Source organism: Streptomyces sp. NPDC048420, assembly GCF_040651535.1.
Classification (GTDB): domain Bacteria; phylum Actinomycetota; class Actinomycetes; order Streptomycetales; family Streptomycetaceae; genus Streptomyces.
On the sequence record NZ_JBEZKG010000025.1, the window covers coordinates 22,684 to 41,015 of the forward strand.

Here is an 18,332-nt window from a genome sequence, read left to right on the forward strand (position 1 = left end):
CCGGGCAAGGGACATCTCATGATCCAGTTCGACGCGGTCCACAAACGCTTCCCCAACGGCACGACAGCAGTGCACGATCTCACCCTCGACATGCCGGAAGGCGGCGTGACCGTCCTCGTCGGATCTTCCGGTTGCGGCAAGACGACCACCCTCAGGATGATCAACCGGATGGTCGAACCGACCTCCGGCACCGTCAAGGTCGGCGGCAAGGACGTCACCGAGCAGGACGCGGCCGAGCTCCGCCGCTCCATCGGCTACGTCATCCAGCAGTCCGGCCTCTTCCCGCACCGCACGGTGCTGGACAACATCGCCACCGTCCCGCTCCTGCTCGGTCACGGCCGCAGGAAGGCCCGGGCCAGGGCGGCGGAACTGCTGGAGACGGTCGGCCTGACCGCCGAGTCCGGCAAGCGCTACCCGCACCAGCTCTCCGGCGGCCAGCAGCAGCGCGTCGGCGTCGCCCGCGCGCTCGCCGCCGACCCGCCGGTGCTGCTCATGGACGAGCCCTTCGGCGCGGTCGACCCGGTGGTGCGCACCCAGCTCCAGGACGAACTGCTCAGACTCCAGAAGGAGTTGAGCAAGACCATCGTCTTCGTCACGCACGACATCGACGAGGCCGTCCGCCTCGGCGACCGCATCGCGATCTTCCGCACCGGCGGCCACCTCGTCCAGTGCGCCCCGCCCACCGAACTCCTCGCCCGCCCCGCCGACGACTTCGTGGCCGACTTCCTCGGCGCCGAGCGCGGCCTGAAGCTGCTCTCGCTGAAGACCCTGGCCGAGGTCCCGCAGGGCCCCGCGCCGGAAGGGACCGCCTGGTCCCTCGTGTGCGACGCGGCAGGCAGGCCCCTGCACTGGGCGACCGACGACGCCGAAGTCCCCGTACGACCGCTCAGGGACGGCGACTCCCTGCTCGCCGCCCTCGACGAGTCCGTGGCCTCCCCCACCGGCCTGGTCGCCCGCGTGGACGCGAACGGCGTCCTCACCGGTGTCACCTCCCGCGACGACGTCCACCGGCACGCCGGCCGGGCGCACACGGAAGCCCGGGTGGCCGCATGACCATCGACTGGTCGTGGATCTCCGGCCACACCGACGACCTGACCACCCTCACGGTCTCCCACCTCCAGGCAGCCCTGAGCGCCGTCTTCTTCGGCCTGCTGATCAGCCTCCCCCTCGCCGTGGTCGCCCACCGGATCCGCCCCCTGCGCGGCTTCCTGCTCGGCCTCTCCAACGTCCTGTTCACGATCCCCTCGATCGCGATCTTCGTGCTGCTCCTGCCGGTCAGCGGCCTGACCCGCACCACCACCGTGATCGGCCTGACCGTCTACACGCTGGTCGTCCTGCTGCGGAACACAGTCGAGGGCCTCGACTCGGTCCCCGCGAAGACCAAGGAGGCCGCGAGGGCGATGGGCACCCGCCCTCTGCGCACCCTCCTGACCGTCGAACTCCCCCTGGCACTCCCGGTGATCATGGCGGGCGTCCGCATCGCGACCGTCATGTCGATCTCCCTGGTGTCGGTCGCCACCTACATCGGCGACGGCGGTCTCGGCCAGCTCTTCACCGACGGCTTCCAGCGCGACTTCCCGACCCCGGTGATCGTGGGCGTGGTCCTGACCATCCTCCTCGCCGTGGTCGCGGACGCCCTGCTGGTGGCCGTGCAGTACGCCCTGACCCCGTGGCGCCGGAAGCGAGCCTGAGCGATGTACGAACTCCTCAAGAACCTCGGCACGTGGCTGACCAGCGGCTCCCAGTGGGCCGGCTCCGACGGCATCGCCCACCGCCTCGCCGAGCACCTCCAGTACTCGCTCCTCGCGACCCTCATCGCGGCCGCGATCGGCCTGCCCCTCGGCCTGCTCATCGGCCACACCGGCAAGGGCGCCTTCCTCGCGATCAACCTCGCGTCCTTCGGCCGCGCCCTGCCGACCGTCGGCCTGGTCGTGCTGGTCTTCCTGGCCGGCGGACTGTCCATGCTCCCGGTCTACGTCGCCCTCGTCGCCCTCGCGGTCCCTGCGATCGTCACCAACACCTACGCCGGCATGACGGCCGTCGACCCTGACGTGCGCGACGCCGCCCGCGGCCAGGGCATGCGCGGCCACCAGGTCCTCTTCCAGGTCGAACTGCCCCTCGCGCTCCCCCTGATCATGACCGGCCTGCGCCTGGCACTGATCCAGGTCGTCGCCACCGCGACCATCGCGGCCTACGTCTCCTTCGGCGGCCTCGGCCGCTACGTGTTCGACGGCCTCGCCCAGCGCGACCTCGTGCAGGTGCTCGGCGGCGCGGTGCTGGTCGCCGTCATCGCCGTAGCCCTCGACCTGCTCCTCTCCGCCCTCCAGCGCTTCCTCTTCCGCCACCGCACCGCCTAAGGACCCCTGAGATGAACCGACGCACCCTCCTCGGCGGCCTCTTCGCAGCGGCCTCCGTGCCCGCCCTCGCCGCCTGCTCCAGCGGCATCACCTCCCTCGACGGCGGCGGAACCACCTCCGGCGGCAGCGGCTCCAGCAAGGGCGGAATCACCATCGGCACCGCCAACTTCACCGAGAACCAGGTCCTCGGCTACCTCTACGCGGCGGTGCTCCAGCAGGCCGGCGTCAAGGTCAAGGTCCGCCCCAACCTCGGCACCCGAGAGATCGTGATCCCCGCCCTCAAGGCGGGCGACATCGACCTGCTCCCCGAGTACCAGGGCGCCCTCCTCAACTACCTCGCCCCCAAGGACACCTCCGCCGAACCGGGCACCATGCAGAACGCCCTCACCCTGGCCCTGCCAGGCGGCCTCCAGGTGCTCCCCTACGGCCAGGCGGCCGACTCCGACTGCTTCGTCGTCACCCGGGCCACCGCCGAGAAGTACGGCCTCGTCACCCTCGCCGACCTCGCCAAGCAGAACGGCAAACTGGTCATCGGCGCCGCCCCCGAGGTGAAGAAGCGCCAGGTGGGCGTGGTCGGCCTGAAGGACGTGTACGGCGTCGAGTTCAAGGAGTTCAAGTCACTCGACTCGGACGGCCCCCTGGTCAAGGGCGCCCTGAAGAAGGGGGACGTGGACGTGGCGAACCTCTTCACCACCGACACCGACATCGCCGCCCACGACTGGGTCGTACTGACCGACCCCAAGAACCTCATCCCCAGCCAGCACATCGTCCCCCTGATCGCCGACCGCAAGGCCGACGACACCGTCCGCAAGGCCCTCGCCCGCCTCGGCAACATCCTGACCACGGCCCAGCTCACCCAGCTCAACAGCCAGGTCGACAACGACAAGAAGGACCCGGAGGACGTGGCGAACGCGTACGCGAAGCAGCACGGTCTGACGACCTCCTGAGATCCCGACCCCGAACACGGGGGCTAACCCCCGTGCAGCGGGGCGCGGGGCTCCCTACCGTGGAACCCATGACCGGAATGGACGCGCGGGACCCCGAACTCAAGAAGGAACTCAACGCCACCCTGCAGGCCCGCAGGGAACTGGGCGAGGAGTACGAGTCCGCGCTGGTCGACTCGTTCCTGGAGAAGGTCGACCAGCGGATCGACGGCGCGGTGGACCGCCGGCTGCGCAGGCAGCTCGCGGAACAGCAGATGGTGACGGCGCGCGGCGCCCGCTCACCGAAGCCGACCGACTCGTTCGGCGAACGCTTCGGCTTCGGCATCGTCTCCATGGTGCTGGCGATCCCGCTCTCCGCGATCGGCGGCGGCATCGCCCACCTCCCGGGCCTCCTGGTGGCCTGGGCCGGCATCGTGGGCGTGAACGCCTTCCAGGCAGCGAAGACCAACCCGGAACTGTTCCGGGGCCGCCGCGACCGGCGCGGCAGCGACTGGCAGGACTGAGGGGCGCCCCGTAGGGGCGCGGGGCTGTATCGACATGCGGCTCCGCCGCGCGGGCGCGACCAGCCCCCATGAACCCGCACCCGCCCCACAACAGCCCCACCCGAGCTCTTGGGCGAACCTCACACCTGACGCGTAGGCAACACCACAACCTGCCGCAGATTCACATGCCGAGGCCGACTGGCAACGTAGGCGACCACATCCGCCAGCTCGCCCGGCGCCAACGCGCCGAACGCCTCGACCAGCCCCCCGACCATCTCCTGCCCGCCCTCGTCGAGATGCGAGACGATCTCCGTCTCCGTCACCCCCGGCTCGATGTTGGTCACCCGTACCCCCCGCGGCCCGAACTCGCTCCGCAGCAGAGCCGAGAGATGCGTGACCGCGGCCTTCGTCGCCCCGTACACCGCGACGCCGGGATAGCCGGTCAGATGCGCGGCGATGGACGAGACGTTCACCAGATCCGCGCTGCCGCCCCGCGCCGCCGCCTCCCCGAGGTCCTTGGCGAACGCGCCGGTGATCCGCAGCACGCCGGTGAGGTTGGTGTCGATCATCGCCTGCCACTCGTCGACGCGCGCGTCCTCGATCGGGTTCGGCTGCATGACGCCCGCGTTGTTGACGACCAGGTCGACGGACCCGTAGGCCTCATGGATCCGCTCCACCGCGGCCGCGACCGACGCGTCGTCCGTGACGTCGGCGACCACGGCCAGCGCCTGCCCGCCGTCCGCCCGGATCTTCTCCACGACGGCGTCGAGCCGCTCCGCGCGCCGCGCCAGCAGCGCGACCCTCGCCCCCTGCGCGGCCAGCGTCACGGCGACCGCCTCACCGATCCCGCTCGCGGCCCCGGTGACGACGGCGGTTCGGCCGGCCAGATTCTCGTACGACATTCAGGTGCTCCTCGGCTGAAAGGTCCGCCGGGGTGTGTCCCCGGCCTCGGCCCTCACCCTCCGCCGCCCGGGCGGCCGTACCCAGGGATGAGCTTTTCCTGGGTCTGCCAGTACCAGGTTCGAATCCTGGCCCTCCCCTACGATCGAACCCATGGACGGGGATCTCGGAGACTTCCTGCGCTCGCGCCGCGCCCGCATCCAGCCCGAGGACGTGGGGCTGCCCTCGTACGGCAGGCGCCGGGTGCCCGGGCTGCGCCGCGAGGAGGTGGCGCAGCTGGCCGGGGTGAGCGTCGACTACTACATCCGCCTGGAGCAGGGCCGCGGGCCGAGCGTCTCCGACGCGGTCCTGGACGCCATCGCCCGGGTGCTGCGCATGGACGGGACCGAGCACGCCTATCTGCGCACGGTGGCCCGGCCACCGAAGAAGGACAGGCACCGCCACAGCACACCACCCCCAGGTGTCCGCCCCGGCGTCCAGCGGCTGCTCGACAGCATGGAGCACACTCCGGCCTTCGTCCTCGGCCCCGCCATGGAGGCACTCGCCTGGAACTCCCTCGGGGACGCCCTGCAAGGCTTCAGCCGCCTGGCTCCCGCCCGGCGCAACGTCGTCCGCCAGCTCTTCCTGGAACCCGAGGGCCGCGACCTCTATCCCGAATGGAACACGGTCGCCGCGCAGTGCGTCGCCACCCTGCGGCTGAGGGCGGGCGAGTACGCCGACGACCGGGACGTGCGCGAGCTGGTCGGCGAACTCTCCCTCAAGAGCGAGGACTTCCGCCGACTGTGGGCCGACCACCAGGTCAGGGCGTGCATGTACGGCGTGAAGCGCTTCCGGCACCCGGTCGCAGGCCCGCTGACCCTGTCGTACGAGTCGCTGACGCTGCCGGAGTCACCGGAGCAGACGCTGGTGGTCTACACCCCGGAGCCGGGCTCGGAGACGGCTGAGCGCCTGGCGCTGCTGGGAAGTTGGGCGACCGCCCACTGAACCGGGAAAGATTGTGCGCGGGGACCGCCGCACCCCCGTTACCGGGGGGCGGGACGACGGCGGTCCCCGCGAGGGACGTCGACCGGGTCAGGGCCAGGTCTGACGTCCGGCGTCCTTGGAGGTCCGGGAGCCGCTCCGGAGGTCCTTGGACGTTCGGTGCCGGCCTGGGCGGGGAGCCGCTCCCGCCCTGCCGACATCCACTAATGTGCCGGACCCGTGTTAAGCGTGTGCTGCGTGGACGTGACGCGCTCGTACCAGTTCCGCGAACCCCACCCGATGGGTGGGAAACCGCAACTTCACCACGTCCACGCCCCGTTCACCGGACGTTTGCCGTCACTTGCCGCCCTTGGCGAGGAAGGCCAGCAGATCCTGCCGGCTGATGACTCCGGTGGGCTTGCCCTCGACGAGGACGATCGCCGCGTCCGCGGAACCCAGCACCTGCATCAGGTCACCGACCGGTTCGCCGGAGCCGACCTGGGGCAGCGGGGCCGACATGTGCTTCTCCAGCGGGTCCTCCAAGGACGCCCGCTTGGCGAACAGGGCGTCGAGCAGTTCGCGTTCGACGACCGAGCCGACGACCTCGGCGGCCATCACGTCCGGGTGACCGGCGCCCGGCTTCACGATCGGCATCTGCGAGACGCCGTACTCCCGCAGGACCTCGATGGCCTGGCCGACGGTCTCGTCGGGATGCATGTGGACGAGGGAGGGGATGGCGCCGTGCACCTTGTCGCTCAGGACGTCGGCGACGCGGGCGCTGGGGCCCTCGTCCTCCAGGAAGCCGTAGTCCGCCATCCACTCGTCGTTGAAGATCTTCGAGAGGTAGCCGCGTCCGCTGTCCGGCAGCAGCACGACCACCACGCCGTTCTCGTCCAGCCGCTCGGCCACCCGCAGCGCCGCCACGACCGCCATCCCGCAGGAGCCGCCCACCAGCAGGCCCTCCTCCTTGGCGAGGCGGCGGGTCATCTGGAAGGAGTCCTTGTCGGAGACGGCGACGATCTCGTCGGCCACGGTCCGGTCGTAGGCCGTCGGCCAGAAGTCCTCGCCGACGCCCTCGACGAGATACGGCCGCCCGGAGCCGCCCGAGTACACCGAGCCTTCGGGGTCGGCGCCGATGACCTGGACCTTGCCGTCGCTCGCGTCCTTCAGATAGCGGCCGGTCCCGGAGATGGTGCCGCCGGTGCCGACGCCCGCCACGAAGTGGGTGACCTTCCCCTCCGTCTGCTCCCACAGCTCGGGGCCGGTGGAGTGGTAGTGGGAGAGCGGGTTGTTGGGGTTGGAGTACTGGTCGGGCTTCCACGCGCCCGGCGTCTCACGGACCAGCCGGTCGGAGACGTTGTAGTACGAGTCCGGGTGCTCGGGGTCGACGGCGGTCGGGCAGACGACCACATCCGCCCCGTACGCCCGCAGCACGTTGATCTTGTCCGTGCTCACCTTGTCGGGGCACACGAAGATGCACTTGTACCCCTTCTGCTGCGCCACGATGGCGAGTCCGACCCCGGTGTTGCCGCTGGTCGGCTCGACGATCGTGCCGCCGGGCTTGAGCGCGCCGCTCTCCTCCGCCGCCTCGATCATGCGCAGGGCGATGCGGTCCTTCACGGAACCGCCGGGGTTGAAGTACTCCACCTTGGCCAGGACGGTCGCCCGAATGCCCTTGGTCACGCTGTTGAGCCTCACCAGCGGGGTGTTGCCGACGAGGCTGATCATCGAGTCGTGGAATTGCACCGTTGTCTCCGGATGCTGCAAAAGAAGTGGTCGTAGTGGTTCCGCCAGCCTATGGCCTGTTCGGGCGCCATGACGGCCGTTCACTCCCCGTTGGGATTGGGCCACGGTCGGTGCGGGGCAAGGAGTGGGTGTAGCCCAGTACGACGGAGGTGGCGGCGACGTATGACGAGCATGTCGAGGGCGAGGGTGGCCCGGCGGATCGCGGCCGGCGCGGCATACGGCGGCGGCGGGATCGGTCTGGTCGGCGCGGCGGCCATGGGCCTGCTGCTGGCGGAGGTGCGGCTGGCCAAGCGGCAGGTGGGCAACGGCACGACGCCGCACGTCCCGCAGGCCGAGGGCCGGTACGGCCATGTCTACACCGTCCCCGGCGAACCTCCCCTGCGTCTGGTGATGCTGGGCGACTCCACGGCCGCGGGCCAGGGGGTGCACCGGGCGGCCCAGACCCCGGGCGCCCTGCTGGCCTCGGGTCTCGCAGCGGTGGCGGAGCGCCCGGTGGAGTTCCGTAACGTCGCCCTGCCCGGGGCCACCTCGGACGACCTGGACCGCCAGGTCGCGCTGGTCCTGTCGGACCCCGCGCGGGTGCCCGACATCTGCGTGATCATGATCGGCGCGAACGACGTCACCCACCGGATGCCGGCGACCCGTTCGGTCCGTCACCTCTCTTCGGCGGTACGGCGGCTGCGCACGGCCGGTGCCGAGGTCGTCGTCGGGACCTGCCCCGACCTGGGCACGATCGAGCCGGTCCAGCAGCCGCTGCGGTGGCTGGCCCGCAGAGCCTCCCGGCAGCTGGCGGCCGCCCAGACGATCGGCGCGGTCGAGCAGGGCGGCCGCACGGTGTCCCTCGGTGACCTGCTGGGCCCGGAGTTCGAGGCGAACCCCCGCGAGCTGTTCGGCCCCGACAACTACCACCCCTCCGCGGAGGGGTACGCGACGGCGGCCATGGCGGTCCTCCCCACGGTGTGCGCGGCCCTCGGCCTGTGGCCGGCCGACGAGGACCGCCCGGACGTCTCCCGCCGCGAGGGCTTCCTGCCGGTGGCGAGGGCGGCGGCGGAAGCGGCCTCGGAGGCAGGCACGGAGGTCGCGGCGGCGATGCCGACGGGTCCCAGGGGCCCGTGGGCCCTGCTGAAGCGCAGGCGGAGGCAGCGGGTCAGGGCGACGGAGCCTTCACCCACCAGCGTGACAGGCGTCCAGTGAACAGTGCCGGTTCGGGCACTTTCAGCCTGTCCGGCGCTTGAGGACGAGGCCCTTCGGGCCGATGGGGGTCTGGGGGCGCAGCCCCCAGGACGCACGCCCTCACCGGCCCGCAGTCCTGTCGGCTGAACCGCCGGAGGACCAAGCAAGCGCTTAGACATAGGTCACACCGCCGTCCCCGTGACCCGGGCCATACGTCCGGGTAACTTCGCAAGCAACCACGCCCGGAAGAACACCCTGTACGCCAATGGAGCCGTGATGCCCGAAGCCGTGATCGTCTCGACCGCCCGCTCCCCCATCGGCCGCGCCGTCAAGGGCTCGCTCAAGGACCTGCGCCCCGACGACCTCACCGCCACGATCATCCAGGCCGCCCTCGCCAAGGTCCCCGAGCTGGACCCGCACGACATCGACGACCTGATGCTCGGCTGCGGCCTCCCCGGCGGTGAGCAGGGCTACAACCTGGGCCGCATCGTCGCCGTACAGATGGGCATGGACCACCTGCCGGGCTGCACGATCACCCGTTACTGTTCCTCCTCGCTGCAGACGAGCCGCATGGCCCTGCACGCCATCAAGGCCGGCGAGGGCGACGTCTTCATCTCGGCCGGTGTCGAGACGGTCTCCCGCTTCGCCAAGGGCAGCTCGGACGGCCTCCCGGACACCACGAACCCAATCTTCGCCGAGGCCCAGGCCCGCACCGCCGCCACCGCCGCGTCCGAGGGCTCCACCTGGCACGACCCGCGCGAGGACGGCCTGCTCCCCGACCCGTACATCGCGATGGGCCAGACCGCGGAGAACCTGGCCCGCAGCAAGGGCGTCACCCGTCAGGACATGGACGAGTTCGGTGTCCGTTCGCAGAACCTCGCCGAGGAAGCCATCAAGAACGGCTTCTGGGAGCGCGAGATCACCCCGGTCACGCTTCCCGACGGCACCGTGGTCAGCAAGGACGACGGCCCCCGCGCCGGCGTCACCCTGGAGGGCGTGCAGGGCCTGAAGCCGGTCTTCCGCCCCGACGGACTCGTGACCGCCGGCAACTGCTGCCCGCTCAACGACGGCGCCGCCGCGGTCGTCATCATGAGCGACACCAAGGCGCGCGAGCTCGGCCTCACCCCGCTCGCCCGCATCGTGTCGACCGGCGTCTCGGGCCTGTCCCCCGAGATCATGGGCCTCGGCCCGGTGGAGGCGTCGAACCAGGCCCTGCGCCGCGCCGGTCTCACGATCGACGACATCGACCTGGTCGAGATCAACGAGGCGTTCGCCGCCCAGGTGATCCCGTCCTACCGCGACCTGAACATCCCGCTGGAGAAGCTGAACGTCAACGGCGGCGCGATCGCGGTGGGCCACCCCTTCGGCATGACGGGCGCCCGCATCACCGGCACCCTCATCAACTCCCTCCAGTTCCACGACAAGCAGTTCGGTCTGGAGACGATGTGCGTGGGTGGTGGCCAGGGCATGGCCATGGTCATCGAGCGCCTCAGCTGACGGACCGTATCCAGGCGGAAACCCAGCGCCACCCTTTGGCCCAGAACCAAGGAAAGTCCAAGGTTCTGGGCCGATTTGTGATCCAATCTCCCCCAGGATGTGACCTATATCGCTCGCGGCGGGATTTCCGCAGGTCACACCCTTCCCTCGCTAAACCCCGGGCCCAAAGTCCTGTCCGTTTCGTGACGTTACGCACTGACAGTTGGATAGTCCGCCCTTCAAGCTGATGTAGGAAGTCGGGGGTCGACTTTGAACCGGGAGTACGTCAGTGAGCGCCATGCCGATCGCCTTGTTGGTCACCACGGCCGCCACGGGCGCCGTGGGCGTCGCCGTCCTGCGCACCCTCATGGTGCTGCGCCGGCAGGTCGCCGCCCTGCACACCGAGCTCGCCAGGAACAACACCGCGCCCGTACGGGGTCTCGTACCGGCCGCCCGCCCCGCCACTGACGTCGACGAGATACGCGCCGCCGTTGCCGAGGCCCTCGCCGAGGAGCGGGAGCGGGAGCTCGCCGAGGCGCGGGCGTTCTGGGCAGCCCAGGAGTCGCGTGAAGCCTCCGACGCGCCCTCACTGCTCGGCCTCCCCGACAGCGAGCTGTTCCTGCCCCGTCAGGCCGACTTCGTGGGTCTGGAGCCGCTGGAGCCGGTGACGGAGCCGACCGCGGACACCGACGAGTTCGCCGCCGACAGCCCTGAACTGGCCGCGGCCCGCCGCCGCCACCCCTCGCACCCGGACTTCGTGCCGGTCGCCTCACCGATGGTGAACGACCACGAACGCACGGTGGCCACCCTGGAGGAACTGGCCTCCTCCGGCACCGAGCTGGCGGATGTCCGCCCGGGCCCCCTCGGCACCCTGGACGTCTACGTCTTCGCCGACGGTACGACCCTCTGCATGACCCCGGGCCACAGGGAAACCGCCGAACGCCTCGCGGCAGCCCTCCGCGTAGGCCAGACCCCGGTCCTGCTGGGCGGCTCGGGCATCTCGGGCGCGTACACACTGACGTTCGCGTGCGGAGAAGAGAACGTCTACATCTTGGCGGACAGGGTCATAGCAAGTCTTTGAGGGGCTCGCCTCGGGGCGCAGGGCAACTGCAACTCCCAGGGGCGCGGGGAACTGCGCGACTAGCCCCCACCGGGCCCGCAGTCGCCACGAAACCTCAAACCCCCGCCCTCTTCTGCGCCTCCTCCACCAACCGCACAGCCTCATCAACCTGGCCCTCGTCATCCAGCACGAGGGCCAAGTCATGCACAGCCACGGTGATCTGGTCGGCCGCGGCGAACATCCCCGCCTCCGGCATCTCACGCAGCGACGTCCCCGGCTCCTCCAGAACCTGCGCCCGACGAGCGAACTCCCGGGCCAACTGCAAAGCCTCAGCGGCAGCGCCCCGCTGCAAACGGGACTGCGGCGCGGCCCGCAACCGGTCGGCGAAGTGGTCCACAGCCTGGGTCAGACGCGAGGTATCAGCCACGCCGCAACCGTACGCGTCCCACCGGGACTGTTGCCAACACGCGAACGCTCAGGCACGGTGACCTGAAGGACCGGCTTACATCCCATGCGCACGGAGGCGCCGATGTCCCAAGTCTTCTCCGAGGAGACCCACCGCAACATGCTCGCCCGCATCCCCCATTGCACCGGTCGTGAAGTGTCCGACTGGCTGCGCACCGTCGACGAAGGCCCGGCCCTCTTCCGCTTCGAGGAAAAGGTCAGCTGGCTCCGCCACGAACACAACCTCGCGTACGGCCACGCGAAGGCGATCATCCACGAGTACGACCTGAGGAGGGCCGCGCGCAGGTACTTCTGAGCCGCGCACATGCCGAAGGGCCCCGGGTGGCAGACCCGGGGCCCTTCGTCGTACGACCGTCGGAGGCTAGTCGTTGCTGTTGAGGATCGCGATGAGCCTCAGGAACTCCATGTAGATCCAGACCAGCGTCAGCGTCAGACCGAACGCCGCCAGCCAGGCCTCCTCCTTCGGCGCGCCGAAGGCGATGCCGTCCTCGACCTGCTTGAAGTCGAGGGCCAGGAAGCACGCGCCGAGCAGGACGCCGATGATGCCGAACAGGATGCCGAGGCCGCCGCTGCGGAAGCCGAGGCCGTCACCGCCGCCGAAGACGGCGAACAGCATGTTGACCACCATCAGCAGCACGAAGCCGAGCGTGGCCGCCATGACGAAGCCGTAGAACCGGCGGTTGACGCGGATCCAGCCGGCCTTGTACGCCACGAGTACGGCGGTGAAGACCGCCAGCGTGCCGATCACGGCCTGCATGGCCGCGCCGCTCGCGATGCGGTTGTCGACGATGCTGGAGATGACGCCGAGGAACACGCCCTCGAACGCGGCGTACGACACGATCAGCGCGGGCGTGGCCGTGCGCTTGAAGGACTGGACGAGCGCCAGGACCATGCCGATGACCGCGGCACCGATGCCGATGCCGTACGAGCGGCCGATGTTGGCGTCGTCGACGGGCAGCAGCGCCCAGGCGAGCGCGGCCGTGACGACCAGGACGCCGAGCGTGGTGCCGGTGCGCATGACGACGTCGTCCATCGTCATCCGGCCGGTGGTGACCGGGGCCTGCGGCGGCGCGCCCTGCTGAAGGTCCTGGGCGTAGGGGTTGGTCGCATAGGGGTTGGTCGCGTACGGGTTGGTGCCCTGCGCGCCTACGGCTGCGCCCCCGGCCTGCGGCGCGGTGTTGAAGCCCGCGTAGCCGTTGTCGCGGCTGAACCCCCGTCGCGAGAAGACCGGGTTGCTGCTCCTCATTTCACTCCTCCATGGCCACCGTGTGTGGGCCTTGCCTCAAGAGTAATGGGTAGGCAAAGGAATGACCCTAGTGCTTGAGGAGGATCTTCCCTCGTTGTGCTGGCCAACACGCTACGCGCACGCGTGATTCCCGGCACCGGGAGGGGCCTCACTCGAAGGGGAAGCCGGTGTACCCCTCCGCGAGGTCCGTCTCGGCCGCCTTCGACCCGGCGATCCGCTCCAGCCGGGCCCGCTGCATCCGGTCCTCGAAGGGAGTGGCCTCGGGCGCCCGGTGCAGGAGGCTCGTCATGTCGTACGAGAACCGTTCGGCCTGCCACACCCGGCGCAGGCAGGTCTCGGAGTAGGCGTCGAGGCGCTCGGCCGAACCGGTCTCCTTCTGGTACGTCAGCGCCCTCGCGAAGGTCACGACGTCCCCCACGGCGAGGTTCAGGCCCTTGGCGCCGGTGGGCGGGACGATGTGCGCCGCGTCGCCGGCCAGGAAGAGGCGGCCGTACCGCATGGGCTCGTGGACGTAGGACCGCATGGGGGTGACGGACTTCTGGGTGATCGGGCCCCGGTCGAGCGTCCAGTCGTCGTCGGTCTCGAAGCGGCGCTCCAGCTCGTCCCAGATCTCCTCGTCGCCCCAGCTGTCCGCGTCGGTGCCCTCGGGGACCTGGAGGTAGAGGCGGGAGACGGACGGGGAGCGCATGGACAGCAGGGCGAAGCCGCGGTCGTGGCGGGCGTAGACGAGTTCGTCGTGGGAGGGCGGGACGTCGGCGAGGATGCCGAGCCAGCCGAAGGGGTACGTCCGCTCGAAGACCTTGGTCAGCTCGGCAGGGATCGCCTTCCTCGCGACGCCCCAGGAGCCGTCGCAGCCGACGACGTACTCGCACTCCAGGACGTCCTCACGCCCCTCGTGCCGGAAGCGGATCTTCGGGGCGTCGGTGTCGGCGCCCTCGACGGCCAGGGCCTCGGCCTCGAAGAGGAGCGGGCCGCCGTCCTTGAGCTGGAGGGCGATGAGGTCCTTGCAGACCTCGGTCTGGGCGTAGACCATCACGGACCGGCCGCCGGTGAGGGCGGGGAAGTCGACGCGGTGGCGCTTCTTGTCATAGCGCAGCTCGATACCGTCGTGCTGGAGCCCCTCGCGGTCCATGCGCTCACCGGCGCCGGCCTCGCGCAGGACGTCGACCGTGCCCTGCTCCAGGATTCCGGCACGCTGGCGGTGCTCGACGTAGGCGCGGTCGCGGCTCTCCAGGACGACCGAGTCGATGCCTGCGTTGTGGAGGAGGCGGGCGAGGAGGAGGCCGGCGGGGCCGGCTCCGATGATGCCGACGGTGGTGCGCATCGGGCGTTCCCTTCGGAGAACCGTTGTTCGCATGGTGAAGTTTTTTTCACTTTACGAGGTGAGTCTGCGCTGCGGGTCTGCCGGTGTCAATGGTCCGCGCGGTCCGTCCGGCCCACGGAAGGCTGCCGTGGGCCGGACGGGCGGTCGGATCAGCGGGGTGGCCAGCCGTCCAGGTGGCGGCGCATGGTGACGTCCTCCTGGGCGTCGCCCTTCGGGGCGCTGTCCACGGCGTCCTTGAGGATGCCGTTGACCTCGGCGGCCAGGGCGTCGGCCTGGGTGCGCAGGTCGGTCGCGGGGATCTTGGAGCGGGTCAGGGTGTCCAGTCGGCGGTGGACGTCGGCGAGTTGGCGGCGGTGGGCGGTGTCGAGGGTGAGCGGGGTGGGCGTGGAGACCACGAACTGGTAGGCGCCGGCCAGGGTCTGGCAGCCGGTGCAGCTCTTGTTGGCGGCGTCACTGAGGTTCACGGCGTTGAGCCGTGTCTGCTCACCGGCGAAGGTGACGATCTGGAAGGACAGCGCGACCGAACGGCAGGCGTCGTCGGCGGAACAGCCCGACGAGACCGCGTTGGCCTGGTTCCGCACGTTGGCTGCGCTCACCTTGCCGTACTGGCGGATGGTGAACGAGTCCTTCGACTCCGTGTGGTCGAGCTGGTTGGCCCGGCTGAACACATGGTCCGAGGCGACGGCGACCTTCGAGGGACCGCCGGTGGAGGCCTGCGCCGGCACAGCGGTCGCCACACCGGCGACACCGGCGGCGAACAGCCCCACACGCATGGCACGCCGGGTGAGTGGGGTGGTGGTACGGGGTTTTCGGTGGCTGCTCAAGGGATCTCCTTGGGTGGATGGATCGTACGGAAGTGGGGGGTGACGGACGAAGCCGACCGCCGGAACCGGCCACTACGGGGGCTACGGGGGGCGGGCGGAGCGCGGCCTGGGAGGCGGGCGGAGCGCGGCCCGGGACGAGGGCCGAGCGGGACCCGGAACGAGGGCCGAGGCCGGGCCCCGGAAAGCGGACCCGGGCGTGGCCTCGAACGCCGGCGCAGTACCGCCGCCCCCCCAGGACCCGGGCCGAACGTGACTCCCGGGACGAGAGCCGATTTTGTTGAACCCCGGAACGCGGACCCGGGCGTGGCCCTGCAACGCGGGCGCAGTACCAGCCCCGGACCCCGGGCCGAGCGCCCCACCGGGACGAGAACCGAGCGCACCCCCGGAACGCGGGCCAAGGCCGGACCCCGGAAAGCGGACCCGGGCGTGGCCCTGCAACGCGGGCGCAGTACCAGCCCCAGGCCCGGGCCGAACGCACCCCCGTAACGAGAACCGAGCGCGCCACCGGAACACGGGCCAAGGCCAGGCCCCAAAACGCGGACCCGAGCGCGGCCCTGCAACACCGACGCAGTACCAGCCCCAGGCCCGGGCCGAACGTGACCCCGGGACAAGAACGCGGCCGCAGTGCCGGCCCCAGAGGACGGGCGCACTGGCCCCAGGACGAGAACCGAGCCCCGCCTCCAGGCCGGCCCTGTGGCACGCGCGGAAGGTCGCGTCGGGCCTGGGCCGGGATATGGGCACCCACCGACGAGCCATCGGCCGGACCTGGGAGCGGGAAGGCATTGCTCGAATCGGCCCGCACAGCAGTGCCCCCTCAGGACGCCCCCGGTGAACCGCTCGCCGGTGACGGGGACGGGGTGTCCGGCGGGGACGGCGGGATGCTCTCCGACGGGGTCGGGGAGGGATCGGGGGTCGAAGAGCCCTGCCCCGTGCCCGGTGACGACGGCTGCGGGCCCGCCGACGTGCCCTGGGTCGGGGACGCGGGCCCGCCGGACGCGCCGGTCGACGCGCCCGGCGCCTTCGCCGAGGGTGCCGGTGAGGCGGACGCCGACGCACCCTTGGACGCCCCGGGCGAGGAGGCGCCGCCGGAGCCCGAGGGGCGTACCGCGTCCGACTGCGGGACCCCGCCGGGTACCGTGCCCGCGGGGTCGTCGGAGCCGTCCCCGTCCGACGTCGACGTGTTGCCGTCCGGAGTCGTGGCCTGGCGGGGCCCCGGTTCCTCCGTCGACACCCCGGGCTGGAGGATCGGCGCGATCGGGGGTTTCTTGGGGAGCGGCTGGGGTGTCAGCCCGGACGTCCAGGCGTAACTGAGCCCCGTCAGACCGGCGAGGACGCACGCGCACAGGGCCAGCCGCAGCTTCGGCCGCCCCGCCGTCGAGCGCTTCGCGGCGCGGACGATCCGCCCCCCGATCTTCACGGTGAGATAGACGACCCCGCCCATCGGGATCAGCAGCATCAGACAGCCCAGCACCCCGACGAGTCCTTCGACGACCTTGCCGTCCGCGAGGGCCGACCCGGTGCCGGAGAACTGCTCGACCATGGACCGGGTGATCGTGGCGATGATCCTCGGCAGGTTCCACAGCGCGTACGCCAGCTCGCCGATGATCAACGGCACCATGGTCAGCACCCAGGTCGCCACGACGGTCCGCGCCGACTTCTTCAGCCCGGCGACCTCCTTGCGGGCGGCCCGCCCCCTCCGCCCCGGCACCAGACCGAGGAGGATCGGCTTGATCTTGCCGTAGAGGTCGGGGACACCCGCGAGGTCGCCCAGGATGTAGTAGCCGTCCAGGCGTACCGCCGGCATCAGCTGTTCGAGGATCTCGAAGTGTCCGAGATAGACCGCGGCGAGGAAGAACGGCTCCCCCGTGGCGAAGTACAGGCCGGCCATGGCCAGCATGAAGACCACATTGAAGTAGACCCCGCCCAGGTCGGTCCTGATCCGCCCGCCGCGTCCGATCCGGTAGACGTCGGTGACGTCGGTGTACATCGACGGCCAGATCAGGAAGATCCCGCAGCCGATGCACCCGGGCCGGGCGCCGCCGTATCTGCACGCGGAGGCGTGGCCGAACTCGTGGAAGACGAGCGAGGCCACGGTCAGGACGAACACGACCAGGATCAGCACCGGCTGGTCGAGGACCTCCAGGACCGGTTCGATCGCCCCGTAGAAGGCGAACAGCCAGACGTCCATGGCCACGGCCGCCGCCATCATGACCGCGACCACGACCGGCCGGTGCAGCCACGTGAACATCCGCGCGATCCGTGCCGTACGGCGCTCGTTGAAGATGACCCGGTGGCCCTTGAGGGCGAGCAGCAGGTCGGAGCGCGGTGCGTCGACCTCGTCGCTCTCCTGGCCCTCGGGGACCGTCACCCCGAGTGGTTCGAGCTTCTTCTCCACCAGGTAGCGGATGTTCTCGCCGCTGACCTCGCGGCCGAATCTCGCGCTCACCCGGTGGGCGATCGACTCGATGTCGCGTACGCCGTCCACGGACGACGCCACGAGATACAGCAGCCGTGACAGCTGCACGACCTGCCCGTCCCCCCGACGGGCGATGTACTTGGGCTCGGTGAACCCCGATCCCTGGTACTCGCCGTGCAGTTGAAGCCCCGCGCTCAGCCGCGGCACCAGCTGCTGTTCGACGACCGGCAGGCTGCCCGTCGCCACCTGCTCGTAGGTCACCGGCCGGCCGCCGGGCCCGGGCACCGGCCCGGGGTCGTACAGCGTCGGGGTCCCGTCTCCGAGCACTGTCATATGTGGTCTCCCCCCATGTCCTGCCCCCCTCATGGCCGCCGGGGCGGACCGCGCACAGGTGCGGTCCGCCCCGGCGGCCGTCGTCAGCGCAGGGTCACTGCTTGACGGAGATCGTCTGCCCGGCCTGCGACTCGGCGACCGACCACGCGGAGTGGTCGTTGACGGCGGCGGACTGGTTGTCGGCCTGGATGTTGGCGATGTGCTTGGTGACGTTGGTCGTCCGGTTGAAGGTGAACTTCAGCTTGCCCAGGGCCTCGCGGCCCGGCAGCAGCTCCGCGGACTCGGTGTCCAGCTCGTGCATGTTCATGCTCATGACAGATGTCCTCTCAGAAGATGACGCTGGTGGTGGTGCTGGTGGAGGTGGTGCGCGGGCGCTACTGCGTGACGCTGATCGTCTGCGAGGCGCTGGAGGCGGCCGCGGACCCGACCGAGTGGTCGTTGAGGGCGAGGGACGAGTTGTGCGCCTCGATGTTGGCGACGTGCTTGGTCACGTTCGTCGTCCGGTTGAAGGTGAACTTCAACTTGCCCAGGGCCTCCCGGCCCGGCAGCAGTTCGGCGGACTCGGCCTCGAGCTCGTGGGCATCCATCATGGTCAGTTCCCCCTCAGGGATGGGCGTTTCCGGTCG

19 protein-coding genes are annotated in these 18,332 nt (G+C 70.5%); 10 read left to right on the forward strand and 9 right to left on the reverse strand.

What is annotated here, in order from left to right; all coding sequences use genetic code 11:
- Positions 1–18: 18 nt before the first annotated feature.
- The 5 genes from AB0D34_RS36780 to AB0D34_RS36800 all read left to right on the forward strand — a co-directional run bounded on the left by AB0D34_RS36780 (position 19) and on the right by AB0D34_RS36800 (position 3,804).
- A complete protein-coding gene (locus tag AB0D34_RS36780; RefSeq protein ID WP_362669835.1) occupies positions 19–1,053 on the forward strand; it encodes an ABC transporter ATP-binding protein in 1,035 nt (344 codons plus the stop codon).
- Positions 1,050–1,691, forward strand: a complete 642-nt coding sequence (locus AB0D34_RS36785) for an ABC transporter permease (RefSeq protein WP_362669838.1) — start codon at positions 1,050–1,052, stop codon at positions 1,689–1,691. Before AB0D34_RS36780 ends, AB0D34_RS36785 begins: the two co-directional genes overlap by 4 nt.
- 3 nt (positions 1,692–1,694) lie before the next feature.
- The gene (locus tag AB0D34_RS36790) at positions 1,695–2,357 is read left to right on the forward strand and encodes an ABC transporter permease (protein WP_362669840.1); all 663 of its coding nucleotides are present in this window, start codon (positions 1,695–1,697) and stop codon (positions 2,355–2,357) included.
- 11 nt (positions 2,358–2,368) lie between these two features.
- Positions 2,369–3,304, forward strand: a complete 936-nt coding sequence (locus AB0D34_RS36795; protein ID WP_362669842.1) for an ABC transporter substrate-binding protein — start codon at positions 2,369–2,371, stop codon at positions 3,302–3,304.
- A gap of 77 nt (positions 3,305–3,381) precedes the next feature.
- On the forward strand, positions 3,382–3,804 hold the full coding sequence (locus AB0D34_RS36800) for a hypothetical protein (RefSeq protein WP_362670046.1): 423 nt from the start codon (positions 3,382–3,384) through the stop codon (positions 3,802–3,804).
- Positions 3,805–3,923: 119 nt separating this feature from the next.
- On the opposite strand, the gene AB0D34_RS36805 is transcribed toward AB0D34_RS36800, so the two are convergent.
- Positions 3,924–4,685 carry an SDR family oxidoreductase gene (locus tag AB0D34_RS36805; protein WP_362669845.1) on the reverse strand — a complete coding sequence of 254 codons (762 nt, stop codon included), beginning with the start codon at positions 4,683–4,685 and terminating at the stop codon, positions 3,924–3,926.
- A gap of 151 nt (positions 4,686–4,836) precedes the next feature.
- Between AB0D34_RS36805 and AB0D34_RS36810 the strand changes: the two genes are divergently transcribed.
- The gene (locus AB0D34_RS36810) at positions 4,837–5,667 is read left to right on the forward strand and encodes a helix-turn-helix transcriptional regulator (protein WP_362669847.1); all 831 of its coding nucleotides are present in this window, start codon (positions 4,837–4,839) and stop codon (positions 5,665–5,667) included.
- A 333-nt stretch (positions 5,668–6,000) separates the two neighbouring features.
- Here the strand turns inward: AB0D34_RS36810 and AB0D34_RS36815 are convergent, their stop codons facing one another.
- The gene (locus AB0D34_RS36815) at positions 6,001–7,389 is read right to left on the reverse strand and encodes a cystathionine beta-synthase (protein WP_362669850.1); all 1,389 of its coding nucleotides are present in this window, start codon (positions 7,387–7,389) and stop codon (positions 6,001–6,003) included.
- Between the two features lie 162 nt (positions 7,390–7,551).
- Between AB0D34_RS36815 and AB0D34_RS36820 the strand changes: the two genes are divergently transcribed.
- The 3 genes from AB0D34_RS36820 to AB0D34_RS36830 all read left to right on the forward strand — a co-directional run bounded on the left by AB0D34_RS36820 (position 7,552) and on the right by AB0D34_RS36830 (position 11,119).
- The gene (locus tag AB0D34_RS36820; RefSeq protein WP_362669853.1) at positions 7,552–8,583 is read left to right on the forward strand and encodes an SGNH/GDSL hydrolase family protein; all 1,032 of its coding nucleotides are present in this window, start codon (positions 7,552–7,554) and stop codon (positions 8,581–8,583) included.
- 255 nt (positions 8,584–8,838) lie between these two features.
- Positions 8,839–10,059 (forward strand): acetyl-CoA C-acetyltransferase, encoded by a 1,221-nt coding sequence (locus AB0D34_RS36825; protein ID WP_362669856.1) that lies wholly within the window; start codon positions 8,839–8,841, stop codon positions 10,057–10,059.
- Positions 10,060–10,336: 277 nt separating this feature from the next.
- On the forward strand, positions 10,337–11,119 hold the full coding sequence (locus AB0D34_RS36830; protein ID WP_362670048.1) for a hypothetical protein: 783 nt from the start codon (positions 10,337–10,339) through the stop codon (positions 11,117–11,119).
- A 94-nt stretch (positions 11,120–11,213) separates the two neighbouring features.
- On the opposite strand, the gene AB0D34_RS36835 is transcribed toward AB0D34_RS36830, so the two are convergent.
- Entirely contained in the window at positions 11,214–11,525 is a 312-nt protein-coding gene (locus AB0D34_RS36835; protein ID WP_362669859.1) for a hypothetical protein, read from the reverse strand.
- Positions 11,526–11,627: 102 nt separating this feature from the next.
- Here AB0D34_RS36835 and AB0D34_RS36840 point away from each other — a divergent pair, with 102 nt between their 5' ends.
- Positions 11,628–11,858: a DUF4287 domain-containing protein gene (locus AB0D34_RS36840; protein ID WP_020137875.1), complete on the forward strand. Its 231-nt coding sequence runs from the start codon at positions 11,628–11,630 to the stop codon at positions 11,856–11,858.
- Positions 11,859–11,924: 66 nt separating this feature from the next.
- Here the strand turns inward: AB0D34_RS36840 and AB0D34_RS36845 are convergent, their stop codons facing one another.
- From AB0D34_RS36845 to AB0D34_RS36870, 6 genes are all read right to left on the reverse strand, one after another.
- A complete protein-coding gene (locus AB0D34_RS36845; RefSeq protein ID WP_362669861.1) occupies positions 11,925–12,809 on the reverse strand; it encodes a Bax inhibitor-1/YccA family protein in 885 nt (294 codons plus the stop codon).
- Positions 12,810–12,957: 148 nt separating this feature from the next.
- Entirely contained in the window at positions 12,958–14,133 is a 1,176-nt protein-coding gene (locus AB0D34_RS36850) for a 4-hydroxybenzoate 3-monooxygenase (RefSeq protein WP_362669864.1), read from the reverse strand.
- Positions 14,134–14,282: 149 nt separating this feature from the next.
- Positions 14,283–14,957, reverse strand: a complete 675-nt coding sequence (locus AB0D34_RS36855; RefSeq protein ID WP_362669867.1) for a hypothetical protein — start codon at positions 14,955–14,957, stop codon at positions 14,283–14,285.
- Between the two features lie 814 nt (positions 14,958–15,771).
- Positions 15,772–17,706 (reverse strand): hypothetical protein, encoded by a 1,935-nt coding sequence (locus AB0D34_RS36860; protein ID WP_362669869.1) that lies wholly within the window; start codon positions 17,704–17,706, stop codon positions 15,772–15,774.
- A gap of 94 nt (positions 17,707–17,800) precedes the next feature.
- Positions 17,801–18,019 (reverse strand): hypothetical protein, encoded by a 219-nt coding sequence (locus AB0D34_RS36865; protein WP_362669872.1) that lies wholly within the window; start codon positions 18,017–18,019, stop codon positions 17,801–17,803.
- A gap of 61 nt (positions 18,020–18,080) precedes the next feature.
- On the reverse strand, positions 18,081–18,296 hold the full coding sequence (locus tag AB0D34_RS36870) for a hypothetical protein (RefSeq protein ID WP_362669875.1): 216 nt from the start codon (positions 18,294–18,296) through the stop codon (positions 18,081–18,083).
- Positions 18,297–18,332: the final 36 nt, after the last annotated feature.